Below are 21,310 nucleotides of genomic sequence, written 5' to 3'. Positions count from 1 at the left end.
GTTGCCGCGCTCGTGCGTTCAGCGGTGCTATGCGCCTTGCAGGGCCTCGAAGGCAGAAAACCCCGGTTACTGGAACAATTCCAGCAACTGGGGTGGATGCGCGAAGAAACTTACTTCTTCAGGGACTCCGGAGCGTTGAAGCGCTCACCGTGCTTAGCGGCCAGCTCTTCGGCGCGCTCGACGAAGCCCGCGACGCCGCGGCGCTCCGGGTGAGCTGCGGCCGGGTCGACAACAGTGGCGCCGTCGTAGTTCTTAATGAACTGGCGAGTACCACCGGTCCAGGCCGGGTAGCCGATACCGAAGATGGAGCCGATGTTGCCGTCGGCGTCGTGAAGCAGAACGCCCTCGTCGACGCACTTCTGAGTCTCGATGGCCTCGATGAAGAGCATGCGGTCGACCAGCTCCTGCAGGTCGGTGTCTTCCGGAGCGATCGGGGTGATGTTCAGCTCCTCGCGCAGCTCGTTGAACAGGCCCGGCCAGAGACCGGAGCGCTTGCCGTCGACGTACTCGTAGAAGCCCTTGCCCTCGAGCTTGCCCGGGCGTTCGAACTTGTGCAGCATGGCCTCGACCAGAGCCGGCACGCCGCCCTCGTCCAAGGTCTGACCTGCAGCCTCGGCGGCAGCGCGGGTCTCGCCAGCGATCTTCTCCATGAGCTTGAGATTCAGCTCGTCGGCAAGCTGGAGCTGCGGTGCCGGGTAACCAGCCTGGCGACCAGCGGCCTCGATGATGGCCGGGTCGTAGCCCTCGGCAACCATGCGCAGGGCCTCGTTGATGACGGTGCCGATGACGCGGGAGGTGTAGAAACCGCGGGAGTCGGTAACGACAATCGGAATCTTGCGGATTGCAACAGCGAAGTCCAGCGAAGCGGCGAGGATTGCCGGGTCGGTGTTGTCGCCGGAGATGATTTCGATCAGCTGCATCTTGTCCACCGGGGAGAAGAAGTGCAGGCCGATGAAGTCCTTCTCACGCTTGACGTGGGAAGCCAGCTCGGTGATCGGAAGGGTGGAGGTGTTGGAGCCCAGGATGCAGGTCTCCGGAACCGCGGCCTCGATTTCGGCGTGAACCTTGTGCTTGAGGTCGGTGTTCTCGAAGACGGCCTCGATGACCAGGTCGACATCGGACAGATCGTCGTAGGACTCGGTCGGCTTGATGCGGTTCAGCAGTGCTGCGGACTTCTCCTCAGTGGTGCGACCGCGCTTGAGAGCCTTGGCCTCCAGGCCCTCGGAGTAGGCCTTGCCGCGCTCGGCGTTCTCCAGGGAAATGTCCTTCAGGACAACTTCCATGCCAGCCTTCGCGCAAACGTATGCAATACCTGCGCCCATCATGCCGGCGCCAACGACGGCAACCTTCTTGAACTCGCGCTTCGGGTACGGGGTGCCATCAGCCTGCAGCGGACGGGAGCCGCCGCCCTGAGCGTGATTGAGGTCGAAGAAGAACGCCTGCATCATGTTCTTCGACTGAGTGCCGGTGACCAGCTCGGTGAAGTAGCGGGACTCGACACGCAGTGCGGTGTCGATGTCGACTTGAGAGCCCTCGATGGCAGCCTGCATCGCAAGGCGCGGAGCCTTCATCGGGGAGCCCTTGAGCTGCTTGGTCAGGTTTGCCGGGAAGGACGGCAGGTTCATTGCGAACTTCGGAGTCTTCGGGTCGCCGCCCGGAATCTTGAAGCCCTTCTCATCCCACGGCTGTGCGGCCTTGGCATCTTCGCTGGTCAGCCATGCTCGGGCAGTGTCAATGAGCTGCTCCGGAGCAACAACCTCGTCAACGAGACCAGCTGCGAGGGCCTTGCCCGGGTTCATCTGAGCGCCGGTCAGAATGACCTTCATCAGCGCGTCCTGAATGCCCAGCATGCGAACGACGCGGGAGACACCGCCGCCGCCCGGCAGGAGGCCGAGGGTGACCTCTGGCAGGCCAATCTTGGAACCGCGGGCATCGGCAGCAACGCGGTGGTTAGCAGCCAGCGCGACCTCGAGGCCGCCGCCCAATGCTGCGCCGTTGATGGCGGCAACAATCGGCACCGGGAGCTTCTCCAGGCGACGCAGAGAGGCCTTCATATCCTCGACCATGTTGAACATGTCAGCTGCATCGTCCTCAGTGGCCTTGGACATCTGCTTGATGTCGCCACCTGCGAAGAAAGTCTTCTTCGCAGAGGTGATGATGATGCCCTTGATGGAGGTCTCAGAGCCGTCGCCAATTTCGTTTTCCAGGCGCTCCACGGTGGCGCGGATGTCGTCCTGGAAAGTCTTGTTCATGGTGTTGACCGGCGCATTCGGGTCATCCATGGTGAGGGTGACGATTCCGGCGTCGTCCTGATCCCACCGGAACATGTTATCTGTGCTCATAAATCAGTCAGTCCTTTGTGGTTATCGCGGTGTGACCGCGGTAATTGTCGCTGTGAGTTTCGTTCCGGTTTGCTTTAGACGCGCTCGATGATGGTTGCAACACCCATGCCACCAGCCACGCAGAGCGAGATGAGGGCGTAACGGCCACCGGTGCGGTGCAGCTCGTCGATTGCGGCGCCGGTGATCATGGCACCGGTTGCACCCAGCGGGTGACCCATGGCCATTGCGCCACCGTTGATGTTGAGCTTGTCGTAGTCGATGCCCAGGTTCTGCTGGGCATGCTTGACGACGGCGGCAAACGCCTCGTTGATCTCCCACACGTCGATATCGTCGACGGTCAGGTTGGCCTTGGCCAGTGCCTCGCGGACAGCCGGCTCGATACCGGTGAGCATGATGGTCGGCTCGACACCATTGACAGCGGTGGCGACAACGCGTGCGCGCGGGGTCAGCCCCATGTCTGCGCCGGCCTTCTCAGAACCAACCAGGGTCAGTGCAGCGCCATCGACGATGCCGGAGGAGTTACCTGCGTGGTGGACGTGGTTAATGCGCTCAAGCTGCGGGTACTTCTTCAGTGCAACTGCGTCGAAGCCACCCTGCTCGCCCATCATGGTGAAGGCTGCGCGCAGGCCGGAGAGGGACTCTGCGGAGACGCCCTCGCGGATGGTCTCATCGCGGTCCAGGATGGTCAGGCCGTTAGCGTCCTTGACTGGGACGACGGAGCGGTCGAAGCGGCCCTCGGACCATGCCTTTGCGGCACGGGCGTGGGAGAGTGCTGCCATTTCGTCGAGGGACTCACGGTCAAAGCCGTCAAGTGATGCAATCAGGTCAGCGGAGATACCCTGCGGGACGAAGTCAGTTGCGAACGAGACCTGTGCATCCATTGCCATTGCGCCGCCGTCGGACATCATTGGCACGCGGGACATGGACTCGACGCCACCGGCGAGGACGAGCTCGTCCATGCCGGAGCGGACCTTCTGAGCAGCCAAGTTGATGGCGGAGAGGCCGGAAGCGCAGAAGCGGTTGATCTGGACACCGCCGGTGCGGTACGGCAGACCTGCGGTGAGAGCTGCGGTGCGGGCAATGTCCGCACCCTGGTCGCCGACCGGGCTGACGCAGCCAACGATGAGGTCGCTGATGCGTTCTTCATCCAGCTCCGGGAAGCGGTTGCGAATTTCGTCGATGAGGCCGACGAGAAGTGATACCGGGCGTACCTCGTGGAGGGAGCCGTCCTTCTTGCCCTTGCCGCGCGGGGTGCGAATTGCCTCGTAGATGAAGGCTTCGCCGCCCGGCTGAATGGTGGCGGAAGTCATGTGTTTTTACCTCACAGATTCGTCGTAAAGTGTCGTGCGTCACTCTATAACGAATGGCGGATTGCCGGGGGTGATTTGAGGGGTGCTGGGGAGAAAGTTAACTCGCCGTAGTCTCTCACCTGGGGTTATGGGAGAAACCGGGGGTAATTACATAAGTAGTTTTGGGCGCAGAGTCGCGGAGGCAGACCGGCAAAAGTCGAATCCTGCAATCGCCCGCTCCTTCAGGCTCCCATCAAGCCGCCTCTCCATCATCCTGCGCGAACCCCAAGTTCCGATAGCGCTCGACAAAGGCCTGGATGCGCTGCAGCACCCGCGTCTTGACCTTTTCACGCTCATTACCTGGAGTAAACCGCGACATTGGCGGAAGAACTCGAACAATTCCGGTGCCAAGCGTGCTGACAATGCCGGTGGTCAGCGCCTCTTCAATGAAAGATTGCGCAGTGGGCATCCGCAGCTTTTCTTCAGTGATGATCGCATTGAGTTCTTCCGTGCGTTTGGTCCTGATGAATTCCTCCCACTGCTCGTCAACGGGCTGTGTCAGGCTCACGGTGTTGACGAATTCTTCGATCAGGTCGCGCTTGTTCCGCAGCGATGGGCTGGAGTTTGCAGCACGGGAAATTTGGGCACGGATTTCTTCTCTCTCGTCGCTGCCGTGGGTTTCGCGGTATTGCTCGACGAGCATGAGAATGTAGTCGACATTGATCTCGACTTGTTTGATTAGCTCCATTTCGAAGACCACATCTTCGTTGATGGACTCCTGGTCCCCGTTGCTTTCAGTACGGAATTCCGCAAAAAGGTCGAGGTAGATACTGCGGTAATCCTGCTCCTGGCGAGGCGTCAGCAGCGCGTCATCAGCGAATTGGTCGAAGGAGGTCAGGATGTTTTGGACACGCAGAATTGCTCCGAAAAGCTTGATGAACTCCTTCTTCGCTTTCTCGCCAACAATGGCCTTATCCAGCGGGTATTCCTGGAGCAGCTGATTTACGAGCTTCGCGTATTCCGCAAAGTACTCAGCGTAGGGCTTGAGCAGCACCACGCTCGCTGCTTCGGTATCGCCGAAGAGTCGCAGCGCCTCATTCGTGGCATCTTCGAGGTCGCGGAAGCAGACAATGCTGCCGTAAGTCTTGACTGAGTTAAGGATTCGGTTGGTACGGGAGAACGCCTGAATCAATCCGTGGTACTTCAGGTTCTTGTCCACGAACAGGGTGTTCAAGGTGGTGGCGTCGAATCCGGTGAGGAACATGTTGACCACGATGGTCATATCGACTTCCCTGTTCTTCATGCGCAGGGAAAGGTCTTTGTAGTAGTTCTGGAATTTTTCGGCGGAGGTGTCGTAGTTGGTTTTGAAGTATCCGTTGTAGTCGGCAATCGCCGTTTCCAGATGGTCGCGCGCAACCTTGGGCAGCTGCTCTGGCTCCATGCCCTCTTCAAGGAGCAGGCCTGTCTCATTGGCCACAGCATTAGCTGCCACATCGCTCTTCTTTTCGCTTGACGACGGAATCGTCGGTGACTCATCCTTTTCGGCCTCATTTGGCGCGAATGAGTAAATCATGGCAATCTTCAGCCGCTCTGCTTCCGGCAGTGACGCTTGTGCTTCTTTGAAGAGGTTGTAATAGGTGTAGGCAGCCTCAACAGAAGCGGTGGCGAAGATAGCATTGAAGCCACGAACTCGTTGTTCTTTCTTTATTTCCTTAATGCGACCGCGGTGTCGGGCCTTTGCTGAGGCGGATACGTTCTCGACAACGCGGTGTTCGTAGAAGGTTTCACGCTTCGTTTTCTGAGCGAAATGTTCGAGCGTGTAGTCGACGATGTTTTTCAGGCGTGGCTCCGCCAGGAGTGCGCCTTCAGTATCGATACCTGTGACTTCCTTGTCCTTAACGTTCCCAACCGAGATGGTGTTGACGTAGTCAATCCGGAAGGGCAGGACATTTTTATCAGTGATGGCGTCAACGATGGTGTAGGCGTGGAGTCGTTTGCCGAAAGCCTGCTCGGTGGTTTTGAGGTTGGCCTTGGTGCCGCTGGTGGAGTTGTCGGCGAAGATGGGCGTTCCGGTGAAGCCGAAGAGGTTGTACTTTTTGAATGCCTTCGTGATGGCAGTGTGCATGTCACCGAATTGGGAGCGGTGGCATTCGTCGAAGATGATGACCACATGCTTGCTGTAGACATCGTGGTGCTTGTTGCCTGCAATGAAGTTCGACAGCTTCTGAATTGTGGTGATGATGATGGCCGCATCGTCGTCTTCCAGCTGCTTCTTCAGCACGGCGGTCGAGGTGTTGGAGTTGGCAGCACCCTTTTGGAAGCGGTCATACTCACGCATGGTTTGGTAGTCGAGGTCCTTGCGGTCGACGACAAAAAGGACCTTATCTACATGCGAGAGTTTGCTAGCCAGCTGTGCCGCTTTGAATGAGGTGAGGGTTTTCCCCGAACCGGTTGTGTGCCAGATGTAGCCGCCAGCCTCCGTGGTGCCAAGGCGTTCACGATAGTTATTGGAAATCGCAATTCGTTGCAGAATCTTCTCAGCGGCGACGATCTGGTACGGGCGCATCACCAGTAGTTCTTCCGCAGCGGTGAAGACGCAGTACTTGGTCAGAATATTGAGAAGCGAGTGCTTGGACAGGAATGTCTTCGTGAAGCCAACGAGATCCCGAATGGGTTTGTTGTTTGCGTCAGCCCACCATGATGTGAATTCGAAGCTCTTAGCACCGCGCGCCGGGCGGCCTTTTCCACCCGTTTCCTTGATGTGTAGTTCACGGGTGGTGTTGGAGTAGTACTTGGTCAGCGTGCCGTTACTGATGACAAACAGCTGCACATAATCGAACAAACCGTCACCAGACCAGAAAGAGTCGCGCTGGTAGCGCCTGATTTGGTTAAAGGCTTCACGCAGATCTACGCCACGGCGCTTGAGTTCGATGTGCACCATGGGAAGGCCATTGACCAGGATGGTGACATCGTAACGATTCGACTGTTTCGCGCCGCCTTCGCCCTTTTCCACCTCGTATTGGTTAATGACCTGCAGCCGGTTGTTATGGACATTTGCTTTATCCAGCAGTCGGATGTTTTTGCTCGTGCCGTCGTCACGCGTAAGAACCTGAATGTGGTCTTCGTGGATGCGACGGGTCTTTTCCTTGATTCCGTCGTTGGCGCTGGTGATGCAGGTGCGATAGAACCGTTCCCATTCCGCGTCGCTGAAGGTGACGTGGTTGAGGGTTTCTAGTTGGCGGCGAAGGTTGGCAACGAGGTCTGCTTCGCTGTGGATGGGCAGGTAGTCGTAGGCCTGCGACTGGAGGATGTCGATGAGTTCCTGCTCCAGTTGCGCCTCGGTTTGGTAGTCCTCCGAGGTGCGCTCCTCGGCCTGGTACTCCGCTACGACGGTGCTCTGCTCACCGACAGCGATCGGGTCGTACTTGGTTACTCGTCGCTTGCCGACGCCGTCCTGGTTCATGCTGCCAATTCCTTAAAAGTCAGTAGTTGATCCCGGTAGTACTCGTACTGCTGCCGGCGAGCTTCAATCTCGGCAGGCAGACCGGAAGTGAGGTCATTCACGAGTGCATCGAACTTGTCGAGGATGTTTACGATGCGCTGCTGTTCTTCAAGGGGAGGGATGGGGATTCGGAAATTCTTAATAATTTTGGAATTAAGGTCGGAACGCGCACCGCGTCCTAATGCCTTCAATTCTTCATATTGAGCAGCTGTCCAGTAGAAAGCGAACTTAAAATTAACAGCTGTTTCGTCGATTTCTATGTTGCAACAATGTTGATTAGTGGTTAGGGGGATTTTATTCACTGCACAACGGCCGGCGCTTGCTCCTGAAATTGCAACAATCAGACAATTTTCTGGAATCCAGTGCGCCCCTGTTTGCGCGACAGCTTGCTCGGTAATGAATTCGTTGGTTGAGTAAATCTCGTTGAAAACGACCTCTTGAGTTCGAAGCCAAGGTATCTTTCCACCTTGGTAAAAACCTCTGTTTGATTTTGCCGGAGTTGCGCCTGAGCTGACCCGCTGGGAAACCTCGCCTAATGTTGCCCACCGGACTCTCTCTCTCTCGGTAAATGTCAGCAGTTGGTCACGATAAAATTCATACTGCTTTTTCCTAGCTTCCAGCTCCGCTTCCAGCTCCGCTTCCAGCGATTGGAAGGTATCGAGGATTTTTACAATTTCATTCTGAATAATCAGAGGTGGGATGGGGATAGGTAAAGTGTCCGTATCCTTAACACTAAGTTGTGGGATTTTTACCGATGTTGCCCGTGCGTACTCCTGAAGTTGTGGAGATTTGGTAGTTAGATAATAGAAGACGAATTTCTGGTTAATGTTCCCATTCTCATTTATTGAGTAAGACCATAATTCGGATTTATGTGTGAATGGTTGGTCGTAGTATTCAAAACCAATATAGCCGCGAGATTTTACGATGATGCTCGGTTTGTAAATTATTCCTTTTGACTCAATTGATGTCGACCGGGCCTGTACTGAAGTTTTCCCGCCTGCAAATATTTTGATATCACCAGTGTTGTCTGCAATATCGCGCATTTTCTTTGCGGTGATCGGAATGCCTTTATTTCGAACCCCTAAGGACCCCAGCGGTTTGTACTCCACACCATCCGGGCAGAGTTCCTCGATGAGCTTTTCAATCTGGTTCACTTCTGCTCCTTCGGTGTTTGCTGAATCTTTTTCTGAACTGCAGTGATTTCCTTGAGGTAGTCCCGCTCCACACCACTGGGTTGGGCATCCATCACAGTTTTGTACTTCTCGTATTCCTCATGGGCCTTCTGTGCTGCTTGGCGGTGGGAAACCGTTCCTGCTCCCTCCAAGGACTTGCCACCCATGGCCGCAATCATTGTGGTGAGGTGATCCATCCAGTCCGCCATATACGTAGGCTGGTGCATCTGCGCACGGAATTCTGCCGCATCGAAGTAGGCAGAAACCAAGGTATTCAGGCGTTTTAGCTCGTCCTCGGTAAGGTAGTTTTTGGCAATTTCCACCTCAGCCTTGGTGATGCGCTCGCCCTTCCAATTTGTCAACCCCATGTTTGGCTTTGTGGCATCCGAACGCTCGTAAACCACCTCGGCTGCCGTGTGGCCGTGAGCACCAAAATGAAGTTTATTCTGGACCGTCGCAAAGAACTGCTTACTCACAGCGGCCCGCGGATCGTAATCCACGCTGGTGGCGTACAAATCTAGAACCTGGCGATGAATGACCTTCTCACTAGAGCGAATATCGCGGATGCGTTCCAGCAATTCACGCCAGTATGTTCCGCCACCGCCCTCTTTCAGTCGCTCATCATCCATGGCGAAGCCCTTAATCAGGTATTCGCGCAAAACGCCTAGTGCCCACTGCCGGAACTGAGTACCCCGCAAGGACCTCACTCGGTAGCCCACGGAGATAATCACGTCGAGGTTGTAGTGCTCCCGCTCGCGCGAAACTTCCCTTGAGCCTTCGAGTTGAACTGTTCGGAATTTCCGAACAGTTGCCTCTGACCTGGGAAGCTCACCTTCCGCAAACACATTCCTAATATGTTCGGAGACATTCGCCTTCGACGACTGAAACAGCTCCACCATTTGGGCCTGGGTGAGCCAGACGGTTTCGTCGACAAGCCGTACTTCAATGCGAGTAGCGCCGTCGTCCGTGCGGAACATCACCAGCTCGCCCGCAGACGCCATGCTCATGTCACGGTTCATGTCAGGCATCGGTGCGGGTTCCCTCAAGGTCTGTGACAATCTCATCGATCGCCTCGCGCAGCTGGCGCTGGCGCTCCACAATGCCAACAATCTGCTTATTCAGCTCCACGATGTCAATGACCTCGCGGGTGTCCTCGGGTTCGACGTAGGAGGAAACTGCGATGTTGTAGTCGTTATCCGCAATCTCCTCAGCGGGCACCAGCTTGGTGAAATACTCCACATCCTCTCGGGCAGTGAAGGCATTCAGAATCTTCTTCTGGTTCTTGTCATTCAGTCGGTTCTTGTTGCCACTGCGCTCAAACTCTGCGGAGGCATCGATGAAGAGAACCGAATTGTCCTTCTTCGACTTCTTCAACACGATGATGCAGGTCGCGATGGTGGTGCCGAAGAAAAGATCCGGCGGTAACTGAATAACCGTATCCACATAGTTGTTATCCACCAGGTACTTGCGGATCTTCTTCTCCGCGCCGCCGCGGTAAAGCACACCGGGGAACTCAACAATTGCGGCTGTGCCATTCGTCGCAAGCCACGAGAGAATATGCATCGTGAAAGCCAAGTCAGCCTTTGACTTCGGCGCAAGGACGCCTGCCGGTGCGTAGCGCGGATCGTTAATTAACAGAGGATTGTTATCGCCCTCCCATTTGATGGAGTAGGGAGGGTTGGACACGATTGCTTCAAACGGCTGGTTATCCCAGTGCGCAGGTTCGGTGAGGGTATTGCCCAGCGCAATGTCGAAATTGTCGAAGTTCACATCGTGCAAGAACATGTTGATGCGCGCAAGATTATAGGTGGTCAGGTTGATTTCCTGGCCGTAGTAGCCCTCGCGGACACCGCCCTCGCCTAGCACCTTCTTGAATTTCAGCAGCAGCGAACCGGAGCCGACAGCCGGGTCGTATACCCTGTTCACGCTCTTTTTGCCCACCACAGTGATTCGAGTCAGCAGCTCAGAGACTTCCTGCGGCGTGTAGTACTCGCCACCGGACTTGCCTGCCTGAGAGGCATACATGCCCATCAAGTACTCGTAGGCATCGCCGAATAGGTCGATGGAGTTGTCATCGGCTTTAACGGTGAGAGGCATATTGCCGATATGCCTCATCAGCTCGTAAATCTTGTTATTGCGTTCGATGACCGAGTTGCCAAGCTTGTTGCTGTCCAGGTTGATGTCGTCGAAAAGCCCTTGAAGATCGCTTTCGCTAGCGGTGCCTTTTGCAGATGCTTCGATATTTTTGAATACCTGCTGCAGTCGCTCATTGAGGTTCTCGCGGTAATGTTCGTCAGCCGCCTGCTTGCAGACATTGGTAAACAACTCAGAGGGCAAAATGAAGTAGCCCTTTTCCTCGACGATACTGGTGCGTCCCCACTCAGCATCCTTGTCAGAAAGGGAAGCGTAATCCGCGTCCTCATTTCCGGCGGCGCGTTCTCCGTCATCGATGTACTCGGAGAGCTTCTCCGAGATAAAGCGGTAGAACATCATGCCGAGCACATAAGACTTAAAATCCCAACCATCCACGCTGCCACGCAAGTCGTTGGCGATGTTCCAAATAGTCCTGTGCAGCTGCGCCCGGTCCGCGTCGCTCATCGTTAAAATCCCCGCTCAATCAGTAAAAATGCTTGGTTTTCCAGTCTAGTTGCAGGAAGTGCGAAGTTAGGGGAGCACGCTCCGAGAGAAACCGGCCCCCTACCGCTTCCGCAGCACTAGCACCAGGTTCGACACCGCGAACTCCCGCAGCCCCGGCACGTGCACCATCCACCAGGCCCACCACGGGTGGTAGCGCGGGAAAGCGGCCAGCAGTTCGCAGTCGCCGGCCTCCGTGGCAGCGTGCGCCCACTTCAAACCTTCACCGCAACCGACCTTGAACAGGGACTCGCCAAAGTAGTTCTTCGGCCGCTTGCCGTGCTTCTTCTCATACATGCGCCGTGCGCGGTCGCCACCCAGGTAGTGCGTCATCCCCATCTCGTGGCCGCCGAACGGGCCGTACCAAATGGTGTACGAGTAGACGACCAGTCCGCCCGGCTTGGTTACACGCAGCATTTCCTCGCCCATCGTCCATGGCTCGGGCACGTGCTCGGCAACGTTCGATGAGTATGTCAGGTCAAAAGCGTCATCGCGAAACGGCAGTTCCAGCCCCGATCCGCGTACCGACGACTCCAGCTTGATGCCCGCCGCCGCCATCTCGCCCACATCTGGTTCACAGGTGTAATATTCCACGCCACGCTGGGCAAATGCTCGGCCAAAGTACCCCGGGCCGCCGCCGACATCAAGGATGCGCTTGCCACGCAGAGAGGTATTCGTCGTAACGCTTGACGACGTGCCCACCGGCCTCCCTGCGCCCGGCGACTCCGCCGTACCAGCGGTGCCCCTCGCATCCACTGAACCATCCGCGCCAGCCGCGATGCTTTCTAGGAGGCCGATGGTGTCCTCGGCAAGGTGCCCGTAGAAGATATCGGGATCGGTTTGCTCGTATTTGAAGTCGTTGAGCAGACCGAATGAGCGCGACAGCGTAGCAAAGCTGCGCAGCTCTTTCAGAGCGGGCGGGATGATAAAAGCGGGAAAGCGAAAGCTGGTCACGTCAAACAATCTAATGGACTGGTCGGGTCTGGGAGTATGGATTTGAGCTAAAGCGGCAACGAAAGCCGCGCCGAGCGTTAGGCTCATATTGTTATGAAAATCTTATTGTTGTGTTGGCGCGACACTGGTCATCCCGAAGGTGGAGGTAGTGAGCGCTATTTGGAGCGCGTCGCAGGTTACCTTGCTGACCAAGGTCACACTGTGGTGTTCCGCACGGCCAGCTACCCAGGCGCACCGGCCCTTTCGCGCCGTGACGGCGTGACTTTCTCCCGCGCTGGTGGAAACTTCTCCGTCTACGTGCGCTCCTGGACCGCGATGCTGGGGGCTAGATTTGGCGTGGGGCCAATTGCCAAGGCGCTCGGCGGCAAGCCGGATGTCGTGGTCGATACCCAAAACGGTGTCCCCTTTTTCGCGCGGATTTTCTCCGGCGCACCGACGGTGCTCCTGACACATCACTGCCACCGTGAACAGTGGCCAGTGGCGGGGCCGATCATTAGCCAGCTGGGGTGGTTCATCGAGTCGCGTCTGTCGCCGATGATTCACCGCCGCAGCCGCTACATCACCGTTTCCGAACCAAGTGCCGCTGAACTGGTAGAACTCGGAGTGTCGCCGGGGCGCATCGCGGTGATTCGCAATGGTGTGGACCCGATTCCGGAGGAGTTGCAGTCGACCGAAATCATGGCAGACCTATCCGAGTGCGACGGTCCGGCACCGCATCTGGTGACGCTGTCGCGATTGGTCCCGCATAAGCAGATTGAGCACGCCATCGATGTGCTCGCAGATCTTGTGCAGGATCGTCCAGGTGCGATTCTCGATGTTATTGGCTCGGGGTGGTGGCACGACAACCTCGTGGAATACGCCCGTGACAAGGGCGTTTCGGATCACGTGGTCTTCCACGGGCAGGTCACAGAGGCGGATAAACACCGCATCCTCTCCAAGGCATGTCTGCATCTGATGCCTTCGCGCAAGGAGGGCTGGGGGCTCGCCGTCATCGAATCGGCGCAGCACGGCGTGCCGACGGTCGGTTACCGATCCTCGGCGGGCTTGCGCGATTCGGTCAACGACGGTGAAACTGGCCTGCTGGCCAGCGATGAAGCGGACCTAATTACCAAGACACGACAGATTCTCGATAACGGCGAACTGCATCGCGCCATGTCCAAGGCCTGCGTCGCGCGTGCTGCGGAATTTGGTTGGGATAAAACTGGCGAGGCAGTTCTGAATGTCTTGGAAAACCCAACTCTGGACAAGCTGCTACCTGCGGCGGGGCAGTAGCGCTTCCTTTACTCCAGCCAGTAGTCCCGCCAGTAGCCCAGCGAGCAGGCAAAGAGCCCAGATTCCAAAAGCCATCCACGCAGCTGCATAGGCCCCCTGGCTTGGTTCTGTGGTCGGATCGATAACGCCGGGGACATGGTATAGCTGCAGGTCAGGTGTTTCATAGACGGGATCTAGCGCTGCCACAATGTCAGCTGAATCGCCGAAGTTGCCGGGCGAATTCTCCACTAGGACCCAGCCAACGCCCTGGTCTCGAAGGCTCTGGAGCGCAGACGCAAGCTCCGCCTGCCTCTTCGCACCGCCGAGCAGCGTACGCTCAACGGTTGTGGCTCCCTCGCCAGACACCGACTGCCCAGAGACGATCAATTCGCCGGAGCTCACCACCGGAGCGGGCAAAATCTTCGTAGCCGGGTCGAGGACAGGGCGCCCATCAATGATGCGGTAAGAACCGGCAGGTAGAACCGCAACGCGATCGTCGTCAAGCGCGACGACACCGGAAACTGCCGACCAGCCCTCCCATGACGGAATGGGGCGGAGTGGAGCGACATCGGCGGGCAGCGTGGGGACAGCGACAATGATGATGAGCGCGCTGACGCCAGTAGCCAACCACTGACCGACATTGGCGGTGGCACTGCGCGCGCGACGTGCCAGGTACTCCGCACCACTGGCGGCGAGGATGACATAGGCAGGGACAGCGAGCGCGATCCACTTCTGTGCATCGCGAAGCAGACCCGCCCCCGGGATGTGCTCGAGTGCCCAACCCATCATCAAAATGCCCGGCGTTGTTGCGGCGAGAGCGACGAGCACAATGCTCACGGCGCCGGTGATAATCAGCCCCCGCCAGCGCTCCTGCGAATGCCAGACACGACGGAATCCCAGCCCCATAAGCACCAGGAGTGCCAGCACCATGATCGCCGAAAAACCAGCCTCGCGCGTCAGTGGCACAGCCTGCTTATTCCAGATGCCACCCAGCCCCAACAGGCTGCCGAGCGTGCCGACGTGAGCCTCTGCTCGGGCCGCAAATGCGGCAGCGCCAGCAACATCGGAGGACCCAGCTGCACTCGGGTTAAGCAAAGATGCCACCAACCACGGTGAACTGACCGCCACTGTTGTGGCCGCAATCCAAGCGCGGTCGCGGTTATTGCGGGCGGCAGCAATGCCGGTGATACCAGCTAAAAGGGCACCAGTCGGTGTGAGGCCCGCAGCGGCAATGGCGCTGGTGCGCCACAAAGCACTACCCATCTGTGTTGCCAGAACTACTGCAGGAAGTAACAATACGGCGATGACCAGTGACCACTGTCCCTGGAGTAAACGCTCGACGACGAACGGGTTCCAGAGCAGCATCGTCGGTGCGATCAGCTGACTGGCCAAGCTCGGAGTCATGGGGATAAGGCCGGCACCGGATACGCCACTAGTGCCAGAGTCGCGGCGAGTGAACCTGCGGGCGAGCTCAGCAGCTGCAAGACCACCAATCAAACAGGCGCCCACCATGGCGAAGCGCACCCAATGGCTGGCATCCACAAAGTACCCCAGTGCCCACAGTGCGGTGTCCTGTGGAACAGCTCGTGCCGCAGCGGGGCCGAGTCCCAGGGCCGCGTCGGTAAGCGGTGGGTGATTGGGGATGACCATGTCGCGCAGCAGGAAAATCGGCGCCCCAAAGCGACCATCAGCCGGGGCCTTGAGAGGCGCAAAGAGAGGCCAGCACACGGCAGCGGTCAGTAAGAGAATCCACGACAACACAAAAACCCAGGCGACTCGCTCCGAATGAGAGCGAGCCGACTGGGTCAGAGTAGTGCGGAAACGTTGTGTCACGTGCCCTATATTAAATTATTTTTAGATTTCCTCAGTGAAACTCGGGCTAAGCGAGTGCCTGAGGCATCTTAAGGGCCTCGTGGCTTGGTCTCTTAGGCGGACTTGCTGCGAATGCGGAAGCCAATCACGATGAGAACCAGGCCGAGGATGCCGAGGATCCACGGTGCGACAGTGCCACCGATAGTCAGCGACTTACGTGCTTCCTTAGCACGGTCCATCTGACGGCCCTTGGAGCCTTCGTCCCACTGAGCGGTGTACTTCATCGCGGTGCGGTTCTGCTCCTTGGCTTCCTTCTCACGGCCAGCCTTGGAAGCAATTTCTTCCGCTTCCTTCTGATCCTTGGCGTAGAACATGAACATCTCTTCAGTACCGTTGACGATCACGCCAGAGGTCGGCTCGACGCGAACAGTACGGACGTTGGTGTAGTAACGATCCAACTCGACGTCGTCGTCACCCTCCAGGCCCCACTTGTGAGCCGGGAAGCTCAGGCGCATGGAGGCCAGCGAGGACTTGTCAGCCTCGGTGAGCTTGCGGCCGTCGCGAGTGAAGTGCTCGGTCAGGGACTCGTAGAGGTTCTGCGGCGGAATGGTCATGGAGTACTTGTAGACCTTGACGCCATCCTGAGTTTCCTCACCGACGAAGTCAATCTCGAAGTTACGCATCGCCTGGACGTCGTAGTACGGGTAGGACTTCTTCTCGGCACCAAACGGGAACTGGTACTGGATGCCCGGACGGGTGAACGTCGGCGGCTTGGTGTCCGAACCACCCTGGGGCGCGTTAATAGCAACGCTGGAGATCGGGTCATCTACCGGGTACGCAGTACTGCGGTCAACAGTGATGCGGTCGAGGGTCGCATTGATGAGGTTCTTCGGCTCTTCGCGGTCATCGCGCAGCAGGGTGGTACCGACCTGGAGGGTTGCGATCTTGTCGTCAGCCGGCTCCTCAATCTCAACGTGGCGCTTCGACTGCATCGGAGTCTTGTCGTTGATGAAGCAGTGGACCGGGAGATCGCGCTTCTCTTCGTCCGTCTCTGCCTTGCAACGCGGGTCATTCTTGCGGTTTGGCGTTGGCTCATTCTTGCCCAGCTGGCTGGAGTCCAACAGAGTGCCGTCGCGCACCTCCGTGATGGTGTCGCTCACAGTGTCAAGTGGGATGACCCGGAGGCGAGGCACCAGGAAGGTTGGCAGAAGGACGGCAATGACAATCAATGCAGCACCGATGATAATCAGTGCATGTCCGAGAGTTCTCTTCATCAGCGGATAGTCCTTTAACTGTACGTAACTTTCTGCTGCAAAACCTAGCAGGAAGTTAGAAGTTATGTGGTGTGTTTTTTAAAAATAACTTGTCGGGAAAACAAAAGAGTTTTGGAAAAACCGGCCTGAACAGGACTTATTTCATAATAGAATGCAAGTAATTTTACTCATTCCGGTATCCGTGTAAGAAAGTACTATGACGTCCAAGGCATTTGCGGCAGCGCCGAACGCTAGGCAAGACACAGCGTCGAGCTCTGTGCCGAACACTGCATCCAGCTCGGGATCCAGCACTGCATCGAGCTCTGCCACCATATTCCGCCCAGGCTTCCTGCCTTCGCTGGAGGGCCTGCGAGCTGTGGCTTCGATGGGCATCATCGGCACGCACGTCGCATTCCAGACCGGGCATGATGTGGGAGCCCTGTGGGAGCGCATCCTCGGCCGCTTCGACTTCTTCGTGGCCGTATTCTTCGTGCTGTCCGGATTCCTGTTGTGGCGTTCTCACCGCTCGGGTTACGGCGGAATTCCCCGTCGTAAAGCATTGTCCGATGCCGACGGCGGACGGAAGAAGAGCTGGGCGAAGTACTACAAGAAGCGCGTCGCGCGCATTATGCCCGCGTACTGGGTGCTAGTGCTTATTGTGCTCATCGCACTGCCGGTGGGGCGCGGCGCGGATCTCAAGATTTGGCTAACAAATCTGACGCTGACACAGGTGTATTTCTCCGGCTCGCTGCACGGTGGGTTGACGCACCTGTGGTCGTTGTCGGTGGAGGTCGCGTTCTACATCGCGCTGCCGCTGTTTGCCATTGGGCTTAGCCGGTTGGACCCGCATCGCCAGCAGGGGCGCCGCATAGTGGCAATTTCCCTGCTTGCGATCTTGAGCTTCGGCTGGCCCTACCTGCCACTGCCGTACCCAGAAGGCGTTAACCCGCATATTCAGCCGATTGCCTACTTTTCCTGGTTCGCAGCTGGCATGATTCTCGCCGAGCTGGAATCGCTCCAGGGCGTCGATACCGATGCCGCCCGCGCGAAGGTGGAGACCATGCAGCGCTGGGCACGCCGCCGTTCGCTGTGGCTGGCGATCGCCGTTGGTGCGCTGGTTCTGGCTTCCTACCTGGGTCCCGAAGGGCTAGTCGAGCTCACCAACTGGGAATTCACCCGCCGCCTGCTGTGCGGTCTGGTCTTCGGTGCCGCCATCATCGGCCCCTGGACGATAGCGCCGGAGTCTCGCTTCCTTGAACACCCCATCATGCAGGCGCTAGGGCGCTGGTCGTACGGTATCTTCCTCTGGCATGTGGCGATGCTCTCCATTGCATTCCCGCTGCTTGGCGTGAAGCTGTTCACCGGACATCTGCTCAGTGTCACCATTGTCACGGTCGCACTGTCGATTCCGGTGGCCGCCGCCTCCTACGCGCTCGTCGAGGAACCTGCCCGCCGCTTCTTCGCACGCGTCTGGGTCAACCGCTAACGGCTTTTAATCAGCGGTGTTGTCGGTGTCGTCATCAGCACCGCCACCGGAAAGCATCGAGCAGCACGCCACGATCGTCAGCGCCGCCGTCAGCAGTAACTGAAGCGGCCAGCCGGCACCGGCGTAGTCATCCTTTGGCCATGGGTTCGCCGCCAGCACCAAGCCCGCAATCGACATCATCGCAGCAAGCGCCACAATTAGTGCATTTCGCACGTTCAGCCATGGCTTGACGACGTCCCCACGCTTCCGTGCCCAGAAAACCGCACCAAGGGTAGCGGCAACCACCACGAGGGCAACGACCACGCCAGGCCAGCTGGATACCAGGGTCACTGTCGCGGCAGCCGCAATGCCAATAGCCGCCCGCGGCAAGTCATTGCCCAGCGAAGATGCGGGAATCGGAGAGGTGAGAGCGAATCGTCGCCAAGCGAAAGCCAGCCCCACAGCGACCAGTGCGTACACAGCTGCGAGTGCGCCGCCTGCGAGGATTCCAGTACGCCAGGTCTGCTGCGGTGGATAGGTCAGCTCGACTGCACCACCAATTCCAGCCGGAATCGTCCAACCCTGCTGCCAACCAGAGACCGTTACCGGCTTCATGGGGGCACCTCCGACACGAAGCTCGTGGCCAGCATTGACAGAGATTGGCAACCACACGATGCGATCGTGGTCGGCAGCGTCAATAGGATTGTTCAGGTCGATTGGCGTGGCTTTCTGCTGCTCAGCTGACGGTGCGAAGTAGTCAGTCGAGGTGAGCGATACCCAATCGGACTTGGCATCGATGCGCCATGGCCCCGGCGAGAGCTCAATCTCTTCACCACAGGTCAGCCCGCGGTGATCAGAACCGTCACCGCGCTGGAGGCTGGCCCACGGGTCTCCGATGCTGCTGCGGCAGGTATCAGCATCGACCTTTACCTTTACCGGCTTCGGAACGGTGAACAGGCGCACCAGCGTGCCCTCGTGAATCTCCTGGCCAAAGACCCAACGCTGAGCCAGCGACGAGGAATTCGGTACCACCGGGACACGAACCGGCGTGAGGTCCTCCGCTATATCCTCGGCGGAAAGCTCCGCTTCTTCATCGGAATCGGGGTTGCTGGATTCGAATGCGTCGAAGCCAGTGTCCCGCTTTGGAATCACCAGTCCTAGCTCGGAGATAGCAAACCCCACAGGAGCAATCTTTGCTGTGATGAGCACAGATGTGGTCTTGCCGCCGGGCAGCGGAATGCGGGTCGTCTCACCCGGGACCAACTGTACGGAGCTGGAAGCTGTATCGGTCTGGATGCGCAGTTGCGCCGGAACGCGAGCACCGGTCAGGCTGAGCACTGCGTTATCGGTCGGTTCCTTCCACGACAGCTTGACCCACTCAGCCTGACTCTTGCCCGCCAGGGGTTCCCACCAGGTGGAGGTGTCGCCGTCGAGCATTGCGTTGACCGAGTGGTCAGCCGATGCACCACCGACGTTGTATGGCTCAGAGGCCGACGATGAAACCTCAATTGTGGCGCGACCCGTTGCTGTCTGGGTTAGCGGCAGTCCCGCGACGGGGTAGTCCGGAACGAGGTTGCGGACATATGAGTCCTCGTCTTCGGCCAGGATTGCCGACTCCGCTCCGACGACTTCACCATAGTTGCGGCCGCGGCGTGCGGGAGTGTCGGTGACAGTGCCGGCGTTCTTACCGGACAGGATGCGCACCGGGGCATCGGAATCGACCTCATCAAGCCGCGGGAGCACTTCAGGACCACCGGCGACCAGCGGCACCTGTGTAGTGTCCACCAACCGCGGCGAAAGGGCGTGATTGCGCAGCTCCTTCGGGCCCGCGCCCCAAATCTGGATAGCGGTATGGCCGTCCTCGTCCGTGAACTCCGCCACCTTTTCCATGGTCGGGGAGTCCTGCAGCGTGGAGGTGATGGCGCGCAGCGAATCGCCCCTCGAGGTAACTCTCAAGTCGTGGCGGACCAGCACATAGCCGATGCCATTGTTGCGCAGGGTGGCATCCAGTGCCGGTACCTCGCGGCCCCGAGTCAGCGAATCGCGCAGACCATCGAGGCCGCGAATCGCCTCTGGGGGCACTAGTGGCACGGTATCGCGGACGGCCCAAGGCACGTCGGCAAGCGGCTGGAGCGGTTCGTCGCGAGTATTGCCCCATGTCTGATCAGCAAACGGCGATGATGGCACCACCAGCGTGCGGGTGTCCTCGCCCTGCTCATTCAGCCAGTCGGCAGCTTCGTGCCAGTAGCCCGGAACCTCGGAAAAACCGCCTGCCGGAGCGAGGCGGGCGCTCCACGCAGGGGCGGTGGCACTGGCGATAATCACCAGAACCAGCATCGATGCGATAGCGCGCGGGTGCTTCTCAGGGTGCAGCCACTGCTGCCAGCCAGTGGCTGCTGAATCGCTCGGCGACTGGTCAGCGCGCTCGTTCTTGTGCTCGTTCGCCGGCTCTCGCCACGGCCATGGCAGCTGGGCTGTCGCATGAGCGAAGCCGATAACAAGTGGCAGGCGCACAATTGTGTCGAATTTGTGCAGGTTGCGTACTGCTGCGAGCGTGGAATCGAGCACCTCTCGAGCCGATTCCCACACCAGCCCGAATGGCTCCGTCCAGGCCGCCACGATGACAAGCCCGATGAGCAGCATCATCAGCCACATCCGACGCAGCGGCAGTGAGCGCATGACCAAGCCAAGCAGACCAATCGCCGCTACGGCCAGAGTGGCGTAAATGAGAATGGGCTCCGCGACCAGCGCATTTCCGCCCACTCGCTCGAAAGAGACAAACGGGGTCCACGAAGTGGAGCCGCGGAGCGTCTCGCCGAGACTCAACCAACGAGTGGTCACGCCGGAGGACTCGATGTAGTCCGTAAACGGTGGTGAGTACTTGCCTAGCAGCAGTAGTGGCACAATCCACCACATGCTGACCGCTGCACACGCAGCCAGCCAACCGCCGAGCATCGCCCACGCACGCCCGCGGCGAGGCCCCGTAAAAGCGAAGAAGAGCAGCATCAGACCTGCGGGGATGCAAGCCGCAGCTGTACTGACCGCATTGACCGCGCCAGTGCACAGTACCGCTAGACCGGACAGCAATACGGCGCGGGCAGTCGCGCGCCAGGGCAGTTCCTCGCGCCGGGCCGCGACCCGCAGGAGCGGAAGCAGAATCCACGGTGCCAGCGCTACGGGCCAGGTCTCGGACGAAATCGCGCCCAACGTCGTAATCACCCGCGGCGACAACGAGTACAACAACGCCGCCAGTACGCGAGAGGTATGCGTGCCGACGCCTATAGCTTCGGCCACGCGATATGTGCCAGTAAAAGCCAAGCAGAGAGTAAGACTCCACCACAGCGCCTGGATGATCCAGCCGGGCGCTAGGACATCGGGCAGCAAGCTGAACAGCGCGAAGAATGCGCCCTGTGGAAAGAGATAGCCATATGCCTGGTTTTGGAGCTGTCCCAGTGGCATGGTGTCTGACCACATGTTGAGCGAGGCGGACAAAAACCCGATGGGGTCTTCTGTCAGGTCGTGCTTTGTGTCAGCGACAGTCTTGCCGGGGGACTGGATGAATGCCAGCAGGCACAGCAAAACCCACCAAGGTACAAGCACGCGCTTACGCGCTCGAACAAAGGTGGGCATAGCGTT

Annotated in this window: 12 protein-coding genes; 2 read left to right on the top strand and 10 right to left on the bottom strand. The window is 58.4% G+C overall.

Annotation, left to right across the window (positions count from 1 at the left end):
* Positions 1-110: 110 nt before the first annotated feature.
* The 7 genes from HMPREF3130_RS04585 to HMPREF3130_RS04555 all read right to left on the bottom strand — a co-directional run bounded on the left by HMPREF3130_RS04585 (position 111) and on the right by HMPREF3130_RS04555 (position 11,893).
* Positions 111-2,342, bottom strand: coding sequence for a 3-hydroxyacyl-CoA dehydrogenase NAD-binding domain-containing protein (locus HMPREF3130_RS04585; RefSeq protein WP_070429420.1), 2,232 nt, complete (start codon positions 2,340-2,342; stop codon positions 111-113).
* Positions 2,343-2,416: 74 nt separating this feature from the next.
* Positions 2,417-3,652, bottom strand: coding sequence for an acetyl-CoA C-acetyltransferase (locus HMPREF3130_RS04580; protein ID WP_048734356.1), 1,236 nt, complete (start codon positions 3,650-3,652; stop codon positions 2,417-2,419).
* Positions 3,653-3,884: 232 nt separating this feature from the next.
* Positions 3,885-7,094, bottom strand: a complete 3,210-nt coding sequence (locus HMPREF3130_RS04575; RefSeq protein WP_070429419.1) for a type I restriction endonuclease subunit R — start codon at positions 7,092-7,094, stop codon at positions 3,885-3,887.
* Positions 7,091-8,287, bottom strand: a complete 1,197-nt coding sequence (locus tag HMPREF3130_RS04570) for a restriction endonuclease subunit S (protein WP_070429418.1) — start codon at positions 8,285-8,287, stop codon at positions 7,091-7,093. Before HMPREF3130_RS04570 ends, HMPREF3130_RS04575 begins: the two co-directional genes overlap by 4 nt.
* Entirely contained in the window at positions 8,284-9,333 is a 1,050-nt protein-coding gene (locus tag HMPREF3130_RS04565) for a virulence RhuM family protein (RefSeq protein WP_070429417.1), read from the bottom strand. Before HMPREF3130_RS04565 ends, HMPREF3130_RS04570 begins: the two co-directional genes overlap by 4 nt.
* Positions 9,326-10,903 (bottom strand): type I restriction-modification system subunit M, encoded by a 1,578-nt coding sequence (locus tag HMPREF3130_RS04560; RefSeq protein ID WP_070429416.1) that lies wholly within the window; start codon positions 10,901-10,903, stop codon positions 9,326-9,328. The genes HMPREF3130_RS04565 and HMPREF3130_RS04560 overlap by 8 nt, the downstream gene beginning before the upstream one ends.
* A gap of 99 nt (positions 10,904-11,002) precedes the next feature.
* Positions 11,003-11,893 carry a class I SAM-dependent methyltransferase gene (locus HMPREF3130_RS04555; RefSeq protein WP_070429429.1) on the bottom strand — a complete coding sequence of 297 codons (891 nt, stop codon included), beginning with the start codon at positions 11,891-11,893 and terminating at the stop codon, positions 11,003-11,005.
* 93 nt (positions 11,894-11,986) lie between these two features.
* Between HMPREF3130_RS04555 and HMPREF3130_RS04550 the strand changes: the two genes are divergently transcribed.
* Positions 11,987-13,165 (top strand): glycosyltransferase family 4 protein, encoded by a 1,179-nt coding sequence (locus tag HMPREF3130_RS04550; RefSeq protein WP_070429415.1) that lies wholly within the window; start codon positions 11,987-11,989, stop codon positions 13,163-13,165.
* On the opposite strand, the gene HMPREF3130_RS04545 is transcribed toward HMPREF3130_RS04550, so the two are convergent.
* Together HMPREF3130_RS04545 and HMPREF3130_RS04540 are read right to left on the bottom strand one after the other, a co-directional pair.
* Complete coding sequence (locus tag HMPREF3130_RS04545; RefSeq protein ID WP_070429414.1) at positions 13,145-14,977, bottom strand: MmpA family trehalose lipid delivery protein; 1,833 nt, start codon at positions 14,975-14,977, stop codon at positions 13,145-13,147. The genes HMPREF3130_RS04550 and HMPREF3130_RS04545 overlap by 21 nt on opposite strands.
* 92 nt (positions 14,978-15,069) lie before the next feature.
* Complete coding sequence (locus tag HMPREF3130_RS04540) at positions 15,070-16,230, bottom strand: cell envelope lipid trafficking protein PgfA (RefSeq protein ID WP_070429413.1); 1,161 nt, start codon at positions 16,228-16,230, stop codon at positions 15,070-15,072.
* 196 nt (positions 16,231-16,426) lie between these two features.
* Between HMPREF3130_RS04540 and HMPREF3130_RS04535 the strand changes: the two genes are divergently transcribed.
* Positions 16,427-17,695, top strand: a complete 1,269-nt coding sequence (locus HMPREF3130_RS04535) for an acyltransferase family protein (protein ID WP_070429412.1) — start codon at positions 16,427-16,429, stop codon at positions 17,693-17,695.
* 6 nt (positions 17,696-17,701) lie between these two features.
* On the opposite strand, the gene HMPREF3130_RS04530 is transcribed toward HMPREF3130_RS04535, so the two are convergent.
* On the bottom strand, positions 17,702-21,304 hold the full coding sequence (locus HMPREF3130_RS04530; RefSeq protein WP_070429411.1) for an alpha-(1->3)-arabinofuranosyltransferase domain-containing protein: 3,603 nt from the start codon (positions 21,302-21,304) through the stop codon (positions 17,702-17,704).
* Between the last annotated feature and the right edge of the window lie 6 nt (positions 21,305-21,310).

This window comes from Corynebacterium sp. HMSC14B06 (assembly GCF_001807075.1).
Lineage (GTDB): Bacteria > Actinomycetota > Actinomycetes > Mycobacteriales > Mycobacteriaceae > Corynebacterium > Corynebacterium jeikeium_D.
This window is presented reverse-complemented; position numbering and strand designations above follow the sequence as displayed.

Excerpts from the sequence above, each read along its gene's own strand:
- HMPREF3130_RS04585 (WP_070429420.1), bottom strand. The coding sequence starts at position 2,342 with ATGAGCACAGATAACATGTTCCGGTGGGATCAGGACGACGCCGGAATC.
- HMPREF3130_RS04580 (WP_048734356.1), bottom strand. The coding sequence starts at position 3,652 with ATGACTTCCGCCACCATTCAGCCGGGCGGCGAAGCCTTCATCTACGAG.
- HMPREF3130_RS04575 (WP_070429419.1), bottom strand. The coding sequence starts at position 7,094 with ATGAACCAGGACGGCGTCGGCAAGCGACGAGTAACCAAGTACGACCCG.
- HMPREF3130_RS04565 (WP_070429417.1), bottom strand. The coding sequence starts at position 9,333 with ATGCCTGACATGAACCGTGACATGAGCATGGCGTCTGCGGGCGAGCTG.
- HMPREF3130_RS04560 (WP_070429416.1), bottom strand. The coding sequence starts at position 10,903 with ATGAGCGACGCGGACCGGGCGCAGCTGCACAGGACTATTTGGAACATC.
- HMPREF3130_RS04550 (WP_070429415.1), top strand. The coding sequence starts at position 11,987 with ATGAAAATCTTATTGTTGTGTTGGCGCGACACTGGTCATCCCGAAGGT.
- HMPREF3130_RS04540 (WP_070429413.1), bottom strand. The coding sequence starts at position 16,230 with ATGAAGAGAACTCTCGGACATGCACTGATTATCATCGGTGCTGCATTG.
- HMPREF3130_RS04535 (WP_070429412.1), top strand. The coding sequence starts at position 16,427 with ATGACGTCCAAGGCATTTGCGGCAGCGCCGAACGCTAGGCAAGACACA.
- HMPREF3130_RS04530 (WP_070429411.1), bottom strand. The coding sequence starts at position 21,304 with ATGCCCACCTTTGTTCGAGCGCGTAAGCGCGTGCTTGTACCTTGGTGG.